Raw genomic sequence first — 15,496 nt, 5'->3', positions numbered from 1 at the left:
GGATGACGCTCAGCACCGACCATCAGGATCTCGAGGGTGAGCCCGTCGAGCTTGACCTAACCGGCGAGACCAGTCCGTATCCGTTCTTCAAGCAGATGCGCCGGACCGACCCGGTGTGGCATGGCTCATTCATGGACACCGAGCTGATGCCCGAGGAACTACGACCGAGCGACGAGTGGGTGTTGTTCAACTACGACGCCGTATTCCAGGGCTTTCGGGACGACCGCATCTTCACCTCCGCCAATTACGACAACACGATCGGATTGGTCATGGGCCACACCATCCTGGCGATGGGCGGTAAGGAGCACCACGACCACCGCAGCCTGGTGGCCAAGGCATTCCGTGCCACCGCCCTGGAACGCTGGGAGCCTTCGGTTATCGGGCCGGTCTGCGACCAGTTGATCGACGAGATCAAGGACGAGGGTCACGCCGACTTGGTGAAGGCGCTGACATTCGAGTTCCCCACCCGCATCATCTCCGAACTCCTCGGACTGCCTCGCGAAGACCTCGATCTGTTCCGCCGGCTGTCGCTGGATCTGATCTCGATTCCGACCGACATCATGGCCGGACTGACCGCCGCCACGGAGTTGCACGGGTATTTCCTCGACCAGGTGGAACAACGCCGCCGCAAGCCCACCAACGACATCATCGGCGATTTGTGTACCGCCGAGATCGACGGCGAGCGACTCACCGACGAGGCCATCATCGCCTTCCTGCGCCTGCTGTTGCCCGCCGGGCTGGAAACCACCTACCGGTCTTCGGGCAACTTGTTGTATCTACTGCTGACACATCCCGAGCAGCTGGAGATGGTGCGGCGCGACCGGTCGTTGATACCGGTCGCGATCGAGGAGGGCCTGCGGGTAGAGACGCCGCTGACCATGGTCATGCGGACCACTACGACCGAACTCGAGATGGGCGGCAAGACAATTCCGGCCGGAGCCCAGGTCGACATGTGCATGGGATCGGCGAACCGCGACGAGACGCGTTGGCCCGACGCCGACCGCTTCGACATTCTGCGCCCGCGACAGGCGCACATTGCCTTCGCCGGCGGCATCCACATGTGCCTGGGCATGCATCTGGCCCGGATGGAGACGCGGGTCATGCTGAACAGCCTGTTGGACCGGCTTGACAACCTGGCATTCGCCCCCGACGACGGGACCGGGGGGGAATCCAAGATCGTCGGGCTGATCTTCCGCTCCCCCAACAAACTTCCCGTCACGTTCAGCCCAGCAGCATGAAAAGCCGGGCGGCGATCCTGCACGGTATCGGCGGACCGTGGTCGGTCGAAGATTTCGAGTTGGACCCGCCGCGCGCCGGCGAAGTTCTCGTAGAGATGGCCGCCGCCGGGTTGTGCCACTCCGACGATCACATTCTCAAGGGCGACATGTCAGCGCCCAACGAGGTGATGGAAGCCCTCGGCCTGCCCAGCATGTTCCCGATGATCGGTGGACACGAAGGCTCCGGGGTGGTCCGCGAAGTAGGGCCCGGCGTAACGGATTTCGTGCCGGGTGACCACGTGGTGATGTCGTTCGTCGCGGTGTGCGGACAGTGCCGCTGGTGTGCATCGGGCATGGAATACCTGTGCGACACCGGCATGGGCACCATGGTCCCGGGAATGCCCACCGACGGGACCTTTCGCCATCACACCTCCGCCGGCAAGCCGCTCGGCCATCTGGCCAAGGTCGGCGCGTTCGCCAGACACACTGTGGCATCGGTCAATTCGCTAATCAAGATCGAACGGGACATACCGTTGGTGCCCGCCGCGTTGTTGTCCTGCGCGATCCCGACAGGTTACGGGTCGGCGGCCAACCGGGCGAATGTGCGCGGCGGCGACACCGTCGTCGTCATCGGCGCCGGCGGGATCGGTACCGGCGCCATTCAGGGCGCCCGGATCAACGGGGCCGCGCAGATCATCGCCGTGGATCCGGTTGAGTTCAAACAGAAATCGGCGTTGGGTTTCGGCGCGACCCACAGCGTCGCGTCGACGGCGGAGGCCCTGGATCTAGTCCGTGGCCTCACCTATGGCGTGATGGCGGACTCGGTGGTGGTTTCGCCTTCGCTGATCACCCCCGACGACGTGCGCGATGCGGTGCAGCTGACCCGAAAGGGCGGGACGTGCGTGCTGACCGGCATGACGTCACAGCTGACGCACAAGGTCAACCTCAACCTGCAGGACTTCATCCTGTCGAATAAGACGCTGGCGGGCACCATCTTCGGCTCCTGCAACGGAAAGGCCGACATCGCGCGGCTGGCCAGGCTCTACCAGACCGGCCAGCTCCAACTGGACGAGATGATCACTCGCCGTTACCGCCTCGACGAGATCAACGATGCCTACGCCGACCTGCTCAACGGCGAAATCATCAGGGGAATAATCGATTACAGCATCGACTAGCTCTCCCCCCATCACGTGACGCAACCCGGCGGGGCCTCGCGCGCGTCGGCGAGCGGTGTGCCTTCCGGGATGATGTACATGACCTCCAGCACTACCGGCGTTGCCCCGAGGTTCCGGCCGTCGTGCACATGGTCGGCGCCGCTTGGTTCGACGAACGATTCCCCAGCACGGTAGATGCCGTCGAGCGAGCAATCACTGCCGTAGTGATACAACGTGCCCTCCTTCACCGCCGCGATCACGGTTCCTCGGTGCCAATGCCAGCCGATACGCCCACCCGGTTCGATCGTGGCATCGCGGACGACGAATGCCCTGCCATGGTCTGAGCTCTGCGCCACGATGGAGTAGTCGACACTCGAACTCGACGAGGGCTGCAGCAGCGGAAACCCGAGCCACGCCATCAAAGCAAACAGGGCCAATACGCACACAGAACTCCTTCGCAACGGCGGCCCACCTCGATTTCTGTGATCTCGCCCATAGGCGATCCCTATTGGGTCGGTATCACCGTACCGTATCAGGATACCAACATAAGTAATCGAGAGGATCGGGTTGTGGAATCCTGGCCTGCTGCCCTGCCGGCACTGCGCGACGCCCTGCAGGGTCCCGCCTGCACACGTGACACACCGGGATATGCGGCCGAAGTGCCTGTTTTCAACACTGCGGTGCAACACCGGCCCGCGATTGCAGTCGGTGCGGCCACGGCCGCCGACGTGGTGGCTGCCGTGTCATTCGCCAGCCGGCACGACTTAGACATCGCCGTCCTCAACACCGGGCACGGACCCTCGGTCGAGGCCGACCACTCGACGCTGATGATCACAACCAGAAGAATGCGTGGGATCGCCATCGACAGTTCTCGGCGCACAGCACGAGTCGAGGCCGGAGTGCGTTTCGACCAATTGGTACGAGCCGCAGCAAGATATGGCCTTGCGCCCTTGCCGGGTTCCGCACCCGGAGTCGGCGTGGTGGGCTATACCCTCAGCGGCGGGGCCAGCTCGACCATAGGTCGCAAGTTCGGCTGGGCCGCCGACCATGTTCGCCGCATCGACGTGGTGACCGCCGACGGTGAACTGCGCGAAGTGTCGCCTCGTAGGGAAGCAGACCTGTTCGGCGCGTTGCTGGGCGGCAGGAGCAATTTCGGCGTCGTCACGGCGATGGAGTTCAATCTGTTCCCGGTGACTCGGCTATATGCCGGCGCGATCTTCTACTCCGGCGCACACATCGAGAAGGTCATGGACGTCTACCGGACACTGACAGCGACCGCCCCGGACGAACTCACCACCAGCTTGGCGGTGCTGAATCTGCCACCATTGCCCGGTCTTCCGCCGTTCATGCAGGGACGTCTGACCCTCTCCGTGCGGGTCTCATACCTCGGCGACGCGAATTCGGGGGGCGTGGCGATTGAGCCGTTACGGCAGGCGGCGCCGGTGCTGGCCGACACGGTGGCCGAGATTCCGTACAGCGAGTTCGGCTCGATCAGCAACGATCCCACCGATCCGGCGGCCGCAGTGGAGCAGTTCGGCCTGTTGCGCGAACTGGCGCCGGAGACGGTTTCGGCGGTCGTCGATGTCATCGGCCCGCGATCCGCAAGCTCGATCAATATCGTCGACTTCCGCCATCTGGGAGGCGCTTTCAGCAAACCGGCACCGGTTCTGAATTCGGTAGGCGCACGCGACGCCGCCTTCGCTGTGTTCGGCCTGACCGTCGTGCCGCCCGGTCACAATGTCGTCGACTACGCGCAAGCGGGTGGCGCACTCTTCGAAGCCCTGCGGCCCTGGCTCTACGACGGGGCCAGTCCCAGCTTTCAAGGCCCGAAAGACACTACTGAGGAACGCACCCGTCAGGCTTACGAACCGGATGTCTACGGCCGGCTAAGGAGCGTGAAAACGAAGTACGATCCGCACAACCGGTTTCGCCTCAACCACAACATCCCGCCGTACATCGGCTACCAGTAGTTTGCTAACCATCGGTATTGCCGTACCATACGGTAATGACACTTCCACGGCGGACCCGCCGGGCGGGTGGTGCCCGCCGGGCCGAGGTGGCTGAAGTGGCCGCGACCGTGCTGGCGGAGCGAGGCTATGAGAACACTCGCTTCGCCGACGTCGCGGCGGCCAGTGGAGCGGCGATAAGCACGCTGCAGAACTACTTCGGTTCACGCGAGGATATGCTGATCGAGGCGATCCGGCATGCCACCGAAGTCGAGGTGCTTGCGCTGGAGGCAGTCGCGGCGGCCGAGCGGGACCCATGGCATCGACTGGTTGCGATGATTGACCGAAATCTCAACACGCCGCTTCGCAATCATCAACTGCTCATTGAAGTTTGGCGTTCGAGTATGCGCGACGGCGAATTGCGCGATTACAGCCAGCAGGGGTGGGCACGTTACCGCGCGCCATTCCTGCAAGCTGTGATCGAGGGCACCGAAGCGGGGGTCTTCGCGCCTACGGTGAGCGCGGAGGACGTCATCGATCTGCTGCTCATCTGGCTCGCCGGCGCCATGGTTCCGCGCACGCTGCAGTTCCCTGCGCCTTCGGCCGACGGGTTCCGCACCGCCTTACTACGCCAAGTCACGTCAATGCTGGGGCGGGCCGGCTACCGAGAGGGCGGTTAGTCGGAGACGTTGACCTGAGCGTCCTTGCCCTGTTGCTTCTGCCGGTGCAATTCCTGCAGCCTCTTCAACCTTGCCAACTTCTCCACCTGCCCGTAGGCATCAATCGGGCTGTGCAGCGACAGTCCTCCATCGGCATGGACGATTTGCCCAGTGACCCAAGCCATTTCGAGTACACCCACGATTGCCTCGGCCACGTCACCCGGGTCACCGAGGCGACGTAACGCCGTTCGTTTGGACATTCCCTCGACCCAAGCCGGCCACTTCTCGGCGTCGGGGAGCATCGGCGTCCGGGTGACACCCGGCCCGACCGCGTTGACTCGGATGCCGTTGATCCCCCATTCCACGGCCGCTACTTTCACCAGCATGTCCAGACCGGCCTTCGATACGCAATAGGCACCCATGTCCCGATCTGCCAACGTGCCGCTGATGCTGGACACCACGACGATAGAGCCCTCGAGTTCGGCGTCGATCATGGCTTGGGCGGCCGCTCGGATGGTGAACCAGGTGCCGGTGAGGTTGACCGCCAGCACCCGTTCCCATTCTTCGGGCGGCAGCTTCAGGAGCAGACCAGAGGACCCAATACCGGCGGATGTCACGACCCGCGTGGGGACGCCGTGCTCGCGGATGGTCTGCTCCATCGCGGCCGACACGGCGTCGAAATCGCTGATATCGCAGTCGATGTCACCACCTTTCAGGTCCCATACCACCACGTCGTAGCCGGCCTCACGTAGGAGCGACGCGGTCGACGATCCAATTCCCGAGGCGCCACCGGTCACCAGAGCGGTGCTCATGCTGCGGGCCCGATCGCATCGACCAGTTCGAAGATCGACCTCAGCTGATCCGTCGTGGCGCCAAATTCCGGCCAGAAGCGCAGCGACCGTTCGACGTCGGTACAGACCGCGGCGTGATGAACACCCAGCACAATTCCCCTTCCGGTAGTGCCCCTAGTATTACCGCCTCAGCGGGGATAGCCGAGTCGCGACCCCAATTCGTTCCGGGCGTGCTGCGACTGGGTTGGCTTGTGCTTACCGGACGAGCTGGTCGAGAGCCTCATCGCCGCGGGGGCGGCCAGCAGTTCTACGTCAACGCGCTCGAGCAGTTGACCATGGCTGACTCCATCACCAGTGGCCAGCACGACCGCCACATCCGATTCGACCTTGGGATCACCGGAACGCCTGCCGGAAGGCATGTGCTGCTGCCCGTGCCCGACCGTGCCGAGCAACCGGTGCTACGTCGCGCCACCGACGCCCGTGTCGCGCGGGCGGGCCCGCGCGGCTGCGCGTCACCAGCGGCGGCCTCCTACGCGCCGCAGCGCGCGATGGGTTGTGGTCAACTTCGGAACGGCTGCCAACCACGAGTTCGCCGCTGGGTCGACGCTCTGTGTGACGTACTCCGGGACAGCGGTCTGACCCGCTAGATCGCCACCTTGGCCGCTGTGCGTTCCCACAACTCCGCGGCCAGCTTCGGGTCGTAGGCGCGGCGGTTCGCTTTGGCGACTTTGTGTTTGGCGTAGTACTCGCCCGGCCGCCAGTCGGTACCGGGGGTGCTGGAGGCAAGCCAGACCAATTGTTCGGCACCCTGCTCGGCGCTCGCGGTGAACCTGGCGATCACCGGGACGTTGTTCTTCATGAACAGCAGGAACCGCGAACCGGACGCCTCCCCGAAATTGGAGTTGACGTAGCCGGGATGGAACGTCGCGGTCGATATTCCGCGTTCGTGGTATCGACGGTGCAGCTCTTTGGTAAAGAGGATGATCGCCAACTTGGTGAGCGCATAGGCAAAGCTGGGCCGGCGCCCCTCGGTGTGTTCGAGATCGGCGACTTTGACCCTCGGCACCAGCTTGTGGGAGTTGCTGGTGGTGTTGACCACGGTGGCACGGGAGTCGACGAGCACATCCAGCAACTGCGTGGTGAGCAGAAATGGCGCCAGGTAGTTGACCTGATAGGTCTTCTCCAGGCCATCGGCCGTGATCTCCGGCTGCTTGCACATGCCGCCCGCGTTGTTGGCCAGCACGTCGATGCGCGGGTATTCCGACTTGATCTTGTCCGCCAGCGCCCGCACCTGGGCCAGGTCGGCGAAGTCCGCCACGAAGTAATCCGCGCCGATTTCGTTGGCCACCGCGGTCGTCTTGCTCTGCGAGCGACCGACCACGACGACGTTTGCACCTTCTCGACTGAGCCGCCGGGCTGCGGCGGCGCCGATGCCGTCGCTGGAACCGGTGATGACAATCGTCCTGCGTGTCATATCGATGGCATCCTTTGACACTGACTGACCGTGGGCAGAAGACAGCTTAAACTCACGTCAGCGAGTAGCGGACTGGCAGGTGCTTGAGGCCACCGACGAAGGTCGTTGCGACCAACTCCGGATCACCATCCAGCTCAATGGATTTCAGGCGGGGCAGGAGTTCGTTGAAAAAGCTGGTGACCTCCATGCGGGCCAGCGCGGCGCCCATGCAGAAGTGCACGCCGTAGCCGAAGGCGACGTGCTTGTTGGGGTCACGACCGACGTCGAAGCGGAACGGGTCCTCGAAGATGTCCTCGTCGCGGTTGGCCGACGCATAGGACAGCAGCACCGAATCGCCCTCGGCGATCGGTATACCGCGAACCTCGACGTCCTTGGCGGCGGTGCGCATGAACTGCTTGACGGGCGTGACCCAACGGATCATCTCCTCGGTCGCTTGCGGCATCCGGTCGAGGTTTTCGCGCAGCCAGTGCAGCTGGTCAGGATTCTCGATGAGGGCCTGCAGGCCGCCGGCGATGGTCGCGCTGGTGGTGTCGTGCCCGGCAGTGGCGACGATCAGGTAGTAGGACACCGTGTCGATGTCCGACAACGGCTCACCGTCGATGCGGGCGTTGGCGATCGCCGAGGCGAGATCATCGGTGGGACTTTCGCGACGCGATGTGGTCAATTCGTTGAAATAGCCGAACATCTCCAGCAGCGACGCGATCTGTTCCTCAGCGGTGGTCCCGCGCTTGAACTCGCTATCGTCAGCGCCGAACAACTCCTGCGTCCAGCGCAGCATCCGGGCGAAGTCGGCTTCCGGCACGCCGAGCAACGACATGATGACGTAGAGCGGAAAGTTCACCGCGACCTGCTGAACGAAATCGCAGGCCGGTCCGACCTCCACCATCTTGTCGACGTAGATCTTGGCCAACTCGTCCACTCGGAGCTTCATCGCGCGCATAGCCTTGGGGCGGAACCAGTCCGAGCCGATAGCACGCACCACGCGATGCTGTGGGTCATCGAGGTGGATCAGCGTCCGGACCCCGAGCGCCGCGGCCTGTTCGTCGCCCTCGGTGGTCGCTAGCACCGGCCGCGGCCAGTTGGTGAACACCGTGTTCTCCCGCTCGATGGCCATGACATCCGCGTGCTTGGTGATCGCCCAGAACGGGCGATAGCGCGGTACGTCCACCCATGACACCGGGGCGTTGGCGCGCAGGTGGGCCAGCGCCGCGTGCAGCCGCCGCTCGTCGGTGAAGGCCTGCGGATCGGCCAGGACCCGCGCGGCCTCGTCCATGGTCGGAGCGCTCACAGCCGAGGTCCCTTCATCAACGAAACTCCTTGAGTGCGGTGCGAATACAGTCCTGCGACGCGGCATAGAAGATTGGCAACACCCGATCGGCCACACCCGCACAACGATCGCGTAGCGCCGCGCCGACCTCCTCGATCGGGGCGACCACCGCGAAGGTGCCGAGCATCTCGTCGTCGATGAGCGACCCCATGGTGTCCCACTCGCCCAGTTTGGACAGACGGTGCAACTCGTCGTGCAAGTCGCCCCAACCGTGCAAGTCGAGCACCTTGCGGTAGGCCGGCGTGGACCCGTAGAACGCGATCTGTTTGCGGGCGGCGGTCATGGCTTTGCCCAGTTCCTCGTCGTTTGTTCCGGTCGCGACCATCACTTCGGCCGATATCTCGAAATCATCGCGGTCGCGCCCGGCGTGCTGCAGGCCGCGCAGCAGCACCGGCGTCGTCACTTCGACGAGGTACCGCCGGGAAACCATTGGGTGACCCAGGTGACCGTCGGCGATCTCCCCGCAGATCTCGGTCATCGCCTCACCGACGGCGGCCAGGAAGACCCGCGGCGTCGGGTAGGGGTGCGGTTCGGGGGTGAACATCGGCGTCATGATCTTGTGGGTGTAGAACTCCCCCTCGAACCGAAGTTTGGTGCCGTCGCGCCACGCCGACCAGATCTCGTGCAGGGCCGCGACGAATTCGCGCATCCGCCGCGCCGGGTGGCTCCAGGGCATGCTGAAGCGCTTCTCGATGTGGGCCTGGATCTGGGTTCCGAGGCCCAGGATGAACCGGCCGTCGGAGTAGGCCTGTAGGTCCCAGCCCAGGTTGGCGACGGTCATCGGGTTGCGCGCGAAGGCCACCGCGATGTTGGTGCCCAGTTCGATTCGCGAGGTGTGCTCGGCGGCCAGCGCCAGCGGCAAGAAGGGGTCATGGCTGGTCTCAGCCGTCCAGCCGCCGTCGCAGCCCTGCTGTTCCAGAGCGATGGCCGCGTCGATGACGCGGTCCAGTCTGTTCGGTATGCCGCCGTCGATCTTGAGGGCCCCGCGCGACATAGGGCAAAAGCTACAGTAAGCAATTCGGTAGGGTCAACGTCAGCCAACTCCGCAGCGCCGCCCGGCCGCGCTACAGTAAGCACTTCGGTAGCTGTCGACCGGCGAGTGAGGACTACAGAGCATGCCTGAGGCCCCCAAGAAGCCCGCCGAATGGGCGGAGACGCTCGAGGACCTCGACCGGCGTCGCCGGCACTCCCTGGCGATGGGCGGGCCCGAGCGCCTGGACAAGCACCGCGGCAAGGGCAAGCTGGACGCGCGTGCTCGCATCGAGCGACTACTGGACCCGGGCACGTTCCGAGAGATCGGCACGCTGGTCGGCGGCGAGGTCGCCGCGGACGCGATCGTCACGGGCTCGGGGTTGATCAACGGTGTACCGGTGATGGTGGGTGCCGAGGATTTCACTACGCTGGCCGGAAGCATCGGGCCCGGCGGCAATTCGAAACGCTACCGGATCGCCGAACTGGCTCTGCGCGACCGGATTCCGCTCGTAATGCTGCTTGACGGAGCGGGCTTTCGCCCGACCGGCGGGCATTACGGGCGCAGTCCCACCGACCTGCTGGCCCAGACGCAGTGCTCGGGCCGGGTTCCGACCGTCGCCGCCGTGCTCGGCCCGTCGGCGGGGCACGGCGCCCTGGTTGCCCCGGTGTGCGACTTCCGGATCATGAGCCGGCAGGGCACCATCTTCACCGCCGGGCCGCCCGTGGTGAAAGAGTCCACCGGCGAAGAGATTTCGAAGGAGGACCTGGGCGGACCGGACGTCGCGCTGCCCAGCGGGGTGATCCACAACGTCGCCGAGGACGACGAATCCGCACTCGACGACATCCGACGCTACCTGTCGTACTTCCCGCCGAGCGCATGGTCTTATCCGCCGTCGCTGGCGGCGGACGAGACCACGCAGCCACGGCCCACCCCCGAACTGCTGAACATCGTCTCCCGCGACAATCGCCACGTCTACGACATGCGTGCGGTGCTCGACGTCGTCTTCGACCGGCCGGATTGGTTCGAAGTGCAGCCGGCCTTCGGCCGGGCGATCATCTGCGCGCTGGCCCATCTCGGCGGAAACCCCGTCGCCGTCGTCGCCAACCAGCCGCGGGTGCTGGCGGGGTCCATCGACTCCGATGCCGCGGACAAGGCCGCGCACTTTATCCTGGTCGCAGATTCCTTCCACTTGCCGATCGTGTTCCTGGCCGACAACCCCGGCATGCTGCCTGGTAGCCGCTCCGAACGCCAGGGCGTGCTGCGCAGTGGGGGGCGGATGTTCGCCGCGCAGACCGCAGCGACCACCATCAAGTTGCACGTCACCCTGCGCAAGGCCTACGGGTTCGGCTCGATGGTGATGTCTTTGCTCGGATTCGACCATCAGTCGGCCACATTCGCCTACCCGGGCGCGACGATGGGCGCCATGAGTGCCGCTGCGCTCAGCCGCGCATCCAACGCTGGTGAGGATTTGTCGGCGAAGTTGCGTGACGCCGAGTTGCAGGCGTCCTACCGGTCGGCCGAACACATGGGGTTCGACGAGTTGATCGATCCGGGCGAGACCCGGGACGCACTGCTGGCCGCACTGCAGCGGGCGCTGTCGGCCCGGCAGGCGATGGCGGAGCCCGTAACCCGCACGGTGATCCTGCCGTAGCTAGCTTGCGCGAACGCTACGCGCGGTAGGCCCGCACCACCGGTTCCAGCTCGTCGGGTGTGGCGCCGTGCAGGATCACCGCGTCGGCACCGTAGTCGAATTCGCGCCGGATCCGCTGCGCGCACTGCTGCGGCGTTCCGGTTGCCGAGGGCTCCAGCCATTCGTCGGGGATCAGTTTGGCGATGTGCTCGATCTGCTCGGGCGTGGCCTTGTGGTCGATTCCGCCGGCGATCGAGGTGACCACGGAATCCTCGCGGAACCGTTGCAGCACAGCAGGATCCCAGTTGTTGGTCTTGACCAGCAGATCGCCGTAGCCCTGCAGGTAGGTCGCCAGCCGCGCGACGGTCTTTTTCAGCCGCAACTGCTCGGGCAGATGGTCGCCCACCGTGGCGAAGCATGACCAAACCCGGACGCTGGCGGGATCGCGGCCAGCCTTTTCCGCGGCGGACTTCACCGTGGCGACGGCCCGCTGCAGCGTCTCCGGAGTGAAATAGGTGTGCAGGATGACGTCATCGAACGCCCGGCCACCCAACGCCAGCGTGTTGGGGCCGAAGGCCACCAGCGCCAGCCGGATGTCCTCGTCGAAATCCCGGTCGAGAAACAGAACGGGGTATTTACCCATTGGCCCGTCGTGGTTGAAAATCACCTCGCCGTGCCACAACCGGCGCATCACCTGGGCCCAGTCCTCCATCTGCGCCGTGGTCACCGCAGGGATCCCGAATGCCCCGTAGATCGCGGCGATGCCACGCCCAATCCCGAGGGTGAAGCGCCCGCCCGAGAGTCGGTGCATCGTGGTAGCCCACGATCCGGTGATCAACGGGTGCCGGGTATTGTGATTTGTTGCGGCAGTGGCGATCTGCATGCGGTTGGTCACCGCGCACGCCGCCCCGACGAGCGACGACGCCTCCTTGACGTTCCAGCGTTCGGAGATGAACGCGGTACCGAAACCGAGCTCCTCACCGCGGCGCGCCTCGTCCATCAACGTGGCCGGGCCCTCACCACCCGCTCCGGCGAGCAGGTAGTAACCCAATTCGTCGAGAACGCTCAACCCCACACTCCTTGCTGGTAGCCACAGTTCCATACCTCGGTGATCCGGCCGTCCAGGACGCGGAACACCTCGATGCTTGCCACATTGGTCTCGGCGCCATCGGCGGTGATAGCCGAGTCGTAGACGATCGCGACGTGCTCGTCGTCGGCGACGACAATATTCAGGTCGAAACGCAGCGAGTCGCACAGCCGCCACATGTCTGCGACTCGCTGCACCGCTTCGGCGTGGGTCAGCGCGTGTGCCCCACCGGACTCATGCCGGATGACGGTGTCGCCCAACAATTCCTCGGCCAACTCGAGGTTGCGTTCGTTCCATACCACTAGGTTGTAGAGTTCGACCACCTCGCGGGCGGTGCGGACGGCAGCCATCACTCCGACACTGTTGTCAGATCCGGCGGCACGCCCGCACCGCTGCTGACTTCTCGCAGGAACCGCTCGGAAACCCGGCGCACCCGGCCGGACAGGACGTGACTGACATGCCCACCGGCATACCAGTACAGCTGGCCACCCCACTTCTCCTGCAGCACCAGCGCCGGCTCCAGCATCGCCATCCGATCGTGCCGGGCCGCAACGATGAGCCGCCGATGCGGCGGTGGCGCCGGGTCCGCCTGCAGCGGATCAATCACCGTCGTGAGCTGAGCCACCACCTCGGATTGCAGAAGTTTGCGGTAGTCGCTACGTGAGGAGCCCGACCGTCCCAGGTGCCGGGCGATCATCCCGTTGAGCCCCAGGATGGGCGTGTACAGCGCCACGGCGTCCACGTCGCGCTCGAAGTGGGACACCAGCGCGGCCACCGGGCTGCCCATCGAAACCCCGGCAACCACAACGGCAGTCGCCCGGCGTCGCACCCAACGCACGACAGCGCGGATCTCCGACACCGACCGCATCATGCCCGCGACGTTGCCCAGCGGATCCATGTCCGGATAGCTCGGCCAATGACCGCGCCGGCTGCCGTGACCCGGCTGAATCGGCATCGCAACATTGAAACCCAAGCCCCGGTGGATCCGGTCGATCCGCGACATCAGCATGTCCTCGGCACCGCCCTGACCGGCGCCGTGAATCCACACCAGCCACGGCCGCGGCCCGTCGCGATGCCGACACAGGTGCACCGCCGCCCGGGCCGGACCACCGAAACCTTCGTCGGCCAGGGAACGCGGCAAGGCGGGATCGTGCTCGAACGTCATGCGCTCGTAGGACAATCCGGCGATGCGCCGCCGCCTGATGGCGTGCACCCGCAGCGGCGCCGGCTCGGCGTGTGCGCGCTCGATGCCGAGCTCCGACAGTTCCTCGGCGGCCGGCAGACACTCACTCAGCGACCGCACCTTCTTCGGCACTCCACCGCCCAGCACCGAGAAACCGGTTAGCACGAGCTCGTCCAGGAATACCTCACCGAACTGCCGCGCATTGCGCGGCGCCGCCGGAACCAGCCCGGTCGATTCGCTGAAGTCGGCCCGGAAACCGGAGATGGTGCGCGGCAACACCATGCCCAACTCACGGGTGATGCCCAGCCCCCGCATGGCCCACGACATACCGATCACCTACCTCAGCTTGAACCCGATGTACCCGGTGGCCGCGATCTCATCGCAGCGCCGCCGATATTCCGGTATTCCGCCGGTATAGCCCATGTACATCCGCTTCTTGCCGGGGACATTGCCACCGTTGTACCAGGAGTTGCAGCTGGGATGAACGAGCACGGTGGGCGCCACCAGGGCGGTGGCATGCTCGATCCATTCTCGCTGCGCGCTGTCCAGCGCCTCGATGGTGCGCATCCCGTTGGCGCGCAGATAGGCGATGCAGTCGCCGATCCACTCCACATGTTGTTCGAGTGCCGCCACGAAATTCGTCGCCGCGCTCGGACTGCCCGGCCCCTGCACCGTGAACAGGTTCGGGAAGCCAGCCACCGCCAGCCCCAGCAAGGACAACGGGCCTTCGGTCGCCCAGAACTCCGCCAGGCTCAGACCCTCCCGACCGCGAACGTCCATGCGGCTCAACGCTCCGGTCATCGCATCGAACCCGGTGGCGTAGACGATCGCGTCGAGGTCGTACTCGTTGGCGGCGGTGCGGACGCCGCCGGACGTCACGGCGTCGATCGGGTCGGTCCGCAGATCGACGAGGGTGACGTTGTCTCGATTGAACGTCTCGTAAAACCCCTGATCGATGATCGGACGCTTACACGCGAACGGGTGCTGCGGCACCAACGCGGCCGCCGTCCGCGGGTCCTTGACGATCCGGGCCACCGCCTCGCCGTACAGCTGGGCGGCCATCCGGTTGGCCTCGATGTCGAAGAAGACGTCGCTCCAGTTCAGCGCGCCCAGCACTCCGTTCTCCTCGATGGCGCGCAACCGCTCCTCACGGGTTGCCGACTTCAGCGGTGGGCTGGCCAGCATCTCGAGCAGCACCGAGAACGCGCTCAACCGAGCCGCGCCGATCGGATGTTCCCGCTGCGCGGCCCGGATCTCGCCGTAGCGAGCTTTCATCTCTTCCAGCTCGCCGGGCGCGAACCGGTGCACGCGCCACGGCAGCGTGTAGGGTGCAGATCGCTGAAACACGAACAGCTGCTTGGCTTCTTGCGCCACGACCGGAATGAGTTGCACTCCGGTCGATCCCGTCCCGATAACGCCGACCCGCAGCCCGGTCAGGTCGAAGCCGGCCCTGGGCCAGCGACTGGTGTACAGCGACGTGCCGCCGAAGGAACCCATGCCGGGGAGATCGGGTTCCAGCGGCACGGACAGGATCCCGGATGCGGCGACGACAAACGCGGCGGTCAAGGTCCGCCCCGCCGCGGTACGCACAGCCCACGTCGAGCGGTCTTCGTCGAAGGCCATCGCGACCACTTCGGTGTCGAAGGTGATGTCGCGACGCAGGTCGAGGCGGTCGGCGACGAAGTTCAGGTAGCCCTCGATCTCGGGCTGGGCGGGCATCGACTCGGTCCAAATCCATTCCTGCTGAATCTCTTCGGAGAAGCTATAGGAGTATTCGATGCTCTCGATGTCGCACCGCGCGCCCGGATAGCGGTTGTACAGCCAGGTGCCGCCGACATTCTCGGCCTTCTCCAACACCCGGCTACGCAGGCCGAGCTGACGCAGTCGATGCAGCATGTACAGGCCGGAGAATCCGGCGCCGATCACGATGACGTCAAAGTCAGGTTCCATACCCGGTCACCCCCAGGACGAGCCCTGATGCCATGAAGCTCCTTGCCGCGCGGTGTGCCGAACTGCTGAAATCTATACTGTAATGGACTTAGTATCAGCCGGACG

At 65.1% G+C, this 15,496-nt stretch carries 15 protein-coding genes; 5 read left to right on the top strand and 10 right to left on the bottom strand.

Features of this window, described 5'->3' with window-relative positions:
* The first annotated feature begins 2 nt into the window (after window positions 1-2).
* Together BN972_RS12310 and BN972_RS12305 are read left to right on the top strand one after the other, a co-directional pair.
* Window positions 3-1,238 (top strand): cytochrome P450, encoded by a 1,236-nt coding sequence (locus tag BN972_RS12310; RefSeq protein WP_036358094.1) that lies wholly within the window; start codon window positions 3-5, stop codon window positions 1,236-1,238.
* Window positions 1,235-2,392: a Zn-dependent alcohol dehydrogenase gene (locus BN972_RS12305; RefSeq protein ID WP_036358091.1), complete on the top strand. Its 1,158-nt coding sequence runs from the start codon at window positions 1,235-1,237 to the stop codon at window positions 2,390-2,392. The genes BN972_RS12310 and BN972_RS12305 overlap by 4 nt, the downstream gene beginning before the upstream one ends.
* Window positions 2,393-2,403: 11 nt before the next feature.
* Here the strand turns inward: BN972_RS12305 and BN972_RS12300 are convergent, their stop codons facing one another.
* Window positions 2,404-2,808 (bottom strand): cupin domain-containing protein, encoded by a 405-nt coding sequence (locus BN972_RS12300; RefSeq protein ID WP_200869727.1) that lies wholly within the window; start codon window positions 2,806-2,808, stop codon window positions 2,404-2,406.
* Window positions 2,809-2,940: 132 nt separating this feature from the next.
* Between BN972_RS12300 and BN972_RS12295 the strand changes: the two genes are divergently transcribed.
* A complete protein-coding gene (locus BN972_RS12295; protein WP_051545399.1) occupies window positions 2,941-4,341 on the top strand; it encodes an FAD-binding oxidoreductase in 1,401 nt (466 codons plus the stop codon).
* A 95-nt stretch (window positions 4,342-4,436) separates the two neighbouring features.
* On the top strand, window positions 4,437-4,997 hold the full coding sequence (locus tag BN972_RS12290; RefSeq protein WP_158086319.1) for a TetR/AcrR family transcriptional regulator: 561 nt from the start codon (window positions 4,437-4,439) through the stop codon (window positions 4,995-4,997).
* Here BN972_RS12290 and BN972_RS12285 read toward each other — a convergent pair.
* From BN972_RS12285 to BN972_RS12265, 5 genes are all read right to left on the bottom strand, one after another.
* Window positions 4,994-5,788, bottom strand: a complete 795-nt coding sequence (locus BN972_RS12285; protein WP_036358080.1) for an SDR family NAD(P)-dependent oxidoreductase — start codon at window positions 5,786-5,788, stop codon at window positions 4,994-4,996. The genes BN972_RS12290 and BN972_RS12285 overlap by 4 nt on opposite strands.
* A gap of 167 nt (window positions 5,789-5,955) precedes the next feature.
* Window positions 5,956-6,186 (bottom strand): hypothetical protein, encoded by a 231-nt coding sequence (locus tag BN972_RS12280; RefSeq protein ID WP_142277120.1) that lies wholly within the window; start codon window positions 6,184-6,186, stop codon window positions 5,956-5,958.
* A gap of 224 nt (window positions 6,187-6,410) precedes the next feature.
* On the bottom strand, window positions 6,411-7,241 hold the full coding sequence (locus tag BN972_RS12275; protein ID WP_036358076.1) for an SDR family NAD(P)-dependent oxidoreductase: 831 nt from the start codon (window positions 7,239-7,241) through the stop codon (window positions 6,411-6,413).
* 52 nt (window positions 7,242-7,293) lie between these two features.
* Window positions 7,294-8,514 carry a cytochrome P450 gene (locus BN972_RS12270; RefSeq protein WP_036358075.1) on the bottom strand — a complete coding sequence of 407 codons (1,221 nt, stop codon included), beginning with the start codon at window positions 8,512-8,514 and terminating at the stop codon, window positions 7,294-7,296.
* 31 nt (window positions 8,515-8,545) lie between these two features.
* Window positions 8,546-9,562 carry an LLM class F420-dependent oxidoreductase gene (locus BN972_RS12265; protein WP_036358073.1) on the bottom strand — a complete coding sequence of 339 codons (1,017 nt, stop codon included), beginning with the start codon at window positions 9,560-9,562 and terminating at the stop codon, window positions 8,546-8,548.
* A gap of 121 nt (window positions 9,563-9,683) precedes the next feature.
* On the opposite strand from BN972_RS12265, the gene BN972_RS12260 reads away from it, so the two are divergent.
* Window positions 9,684-11,192 (top strand): acyl-CoA carboxylase subunit beta, encoded by a 1,509-nt coding sequence (locus BN972_RS12260; RefSeq protein ID WP_036358072.1) that lies wholly within the window; start codon window positions 9,684-9,686, stop codon window positions 11,190-11,192.
* Between the two features lie 16 nt (window positions 11,193-11,208).
* Here BN972_RS12260 and BN972_RS12255 read toward each other — a convergent pair whose 3' ends face one another.
* Genes BN972_RS12255 through BN972_RS12240 form a run of 4 tightly spaced genes read right to left on the bottom strand, consistent with a single transcriptional unit; the run spans window position 11,209 to window position 15,391 of the window.
* Window positions 11,209-12,273, bottom strand: coding sequence for a TIGR03857 family LLM class F420-dependent oxidoreductase (locus tag BN972_RS12255; RefSeq protein ID WP_036358070.1), 1,065 nt, complete (start codon window positions 12,271-12,273; stop codon window positions 11,209-11,211).
* Complete coding sequence (locus tag BN972_RS12250; RefSeq protein WP_036358068.1) at window positions 12,237-12,608, bottom strand: nuclear transport factor 2 family protein; 372 nt, start codon at window positions 12,606-12,608, stop codon at window positions 12,237-12,239. The genes BN972_RS12255 and BN972_RS12250 overlap by 37 nt, the downstream gene beginning before the upstream one ends.
* On the bottom strand, window positions 12,608-13,768 hold the full coding sequence (locus tag BN972_RS12245) for an alpha/beta fold hydrolase (protein ID WP_036358066.1): 1,161 nt from the start codon (window positions 13,766-13,768) through the stop codon (window positions 12,608-12,610). Before BN972_RS12245 ends, BN972_RS12250 begins: the two co-directional genes overlap by 1 nt.
* 9 nt (window positions 13,769-13,777) lie before the next feature.
* Window positions 13,778-15,391, bottom strand: a complete 1,614-nt coding sequence (locus BN972_RS12240) for a flavin-containing monooxygenase (protein ID WP_036358064.1) — start codon at window positions 15,389-15,391, stop codon at window positions 13,778-13,780.
* Between the last annotated feature and the right edge of the window lie 105 nt (window positions 15,392-15,496).

The organism is Mycobacterium asiaticum DSM 44297 (genome assembly GCF_000613245.1).
Lineage (GTDB): Bacteria > Actinomycetota > Actinomycetes > Mycobacteriales > Mycobacteriaceae > Mycobacterium > Mycobacterium asiaticum.
This window is presented reverse-complemented; position numbering and strand designations above follow the sequence as displayed.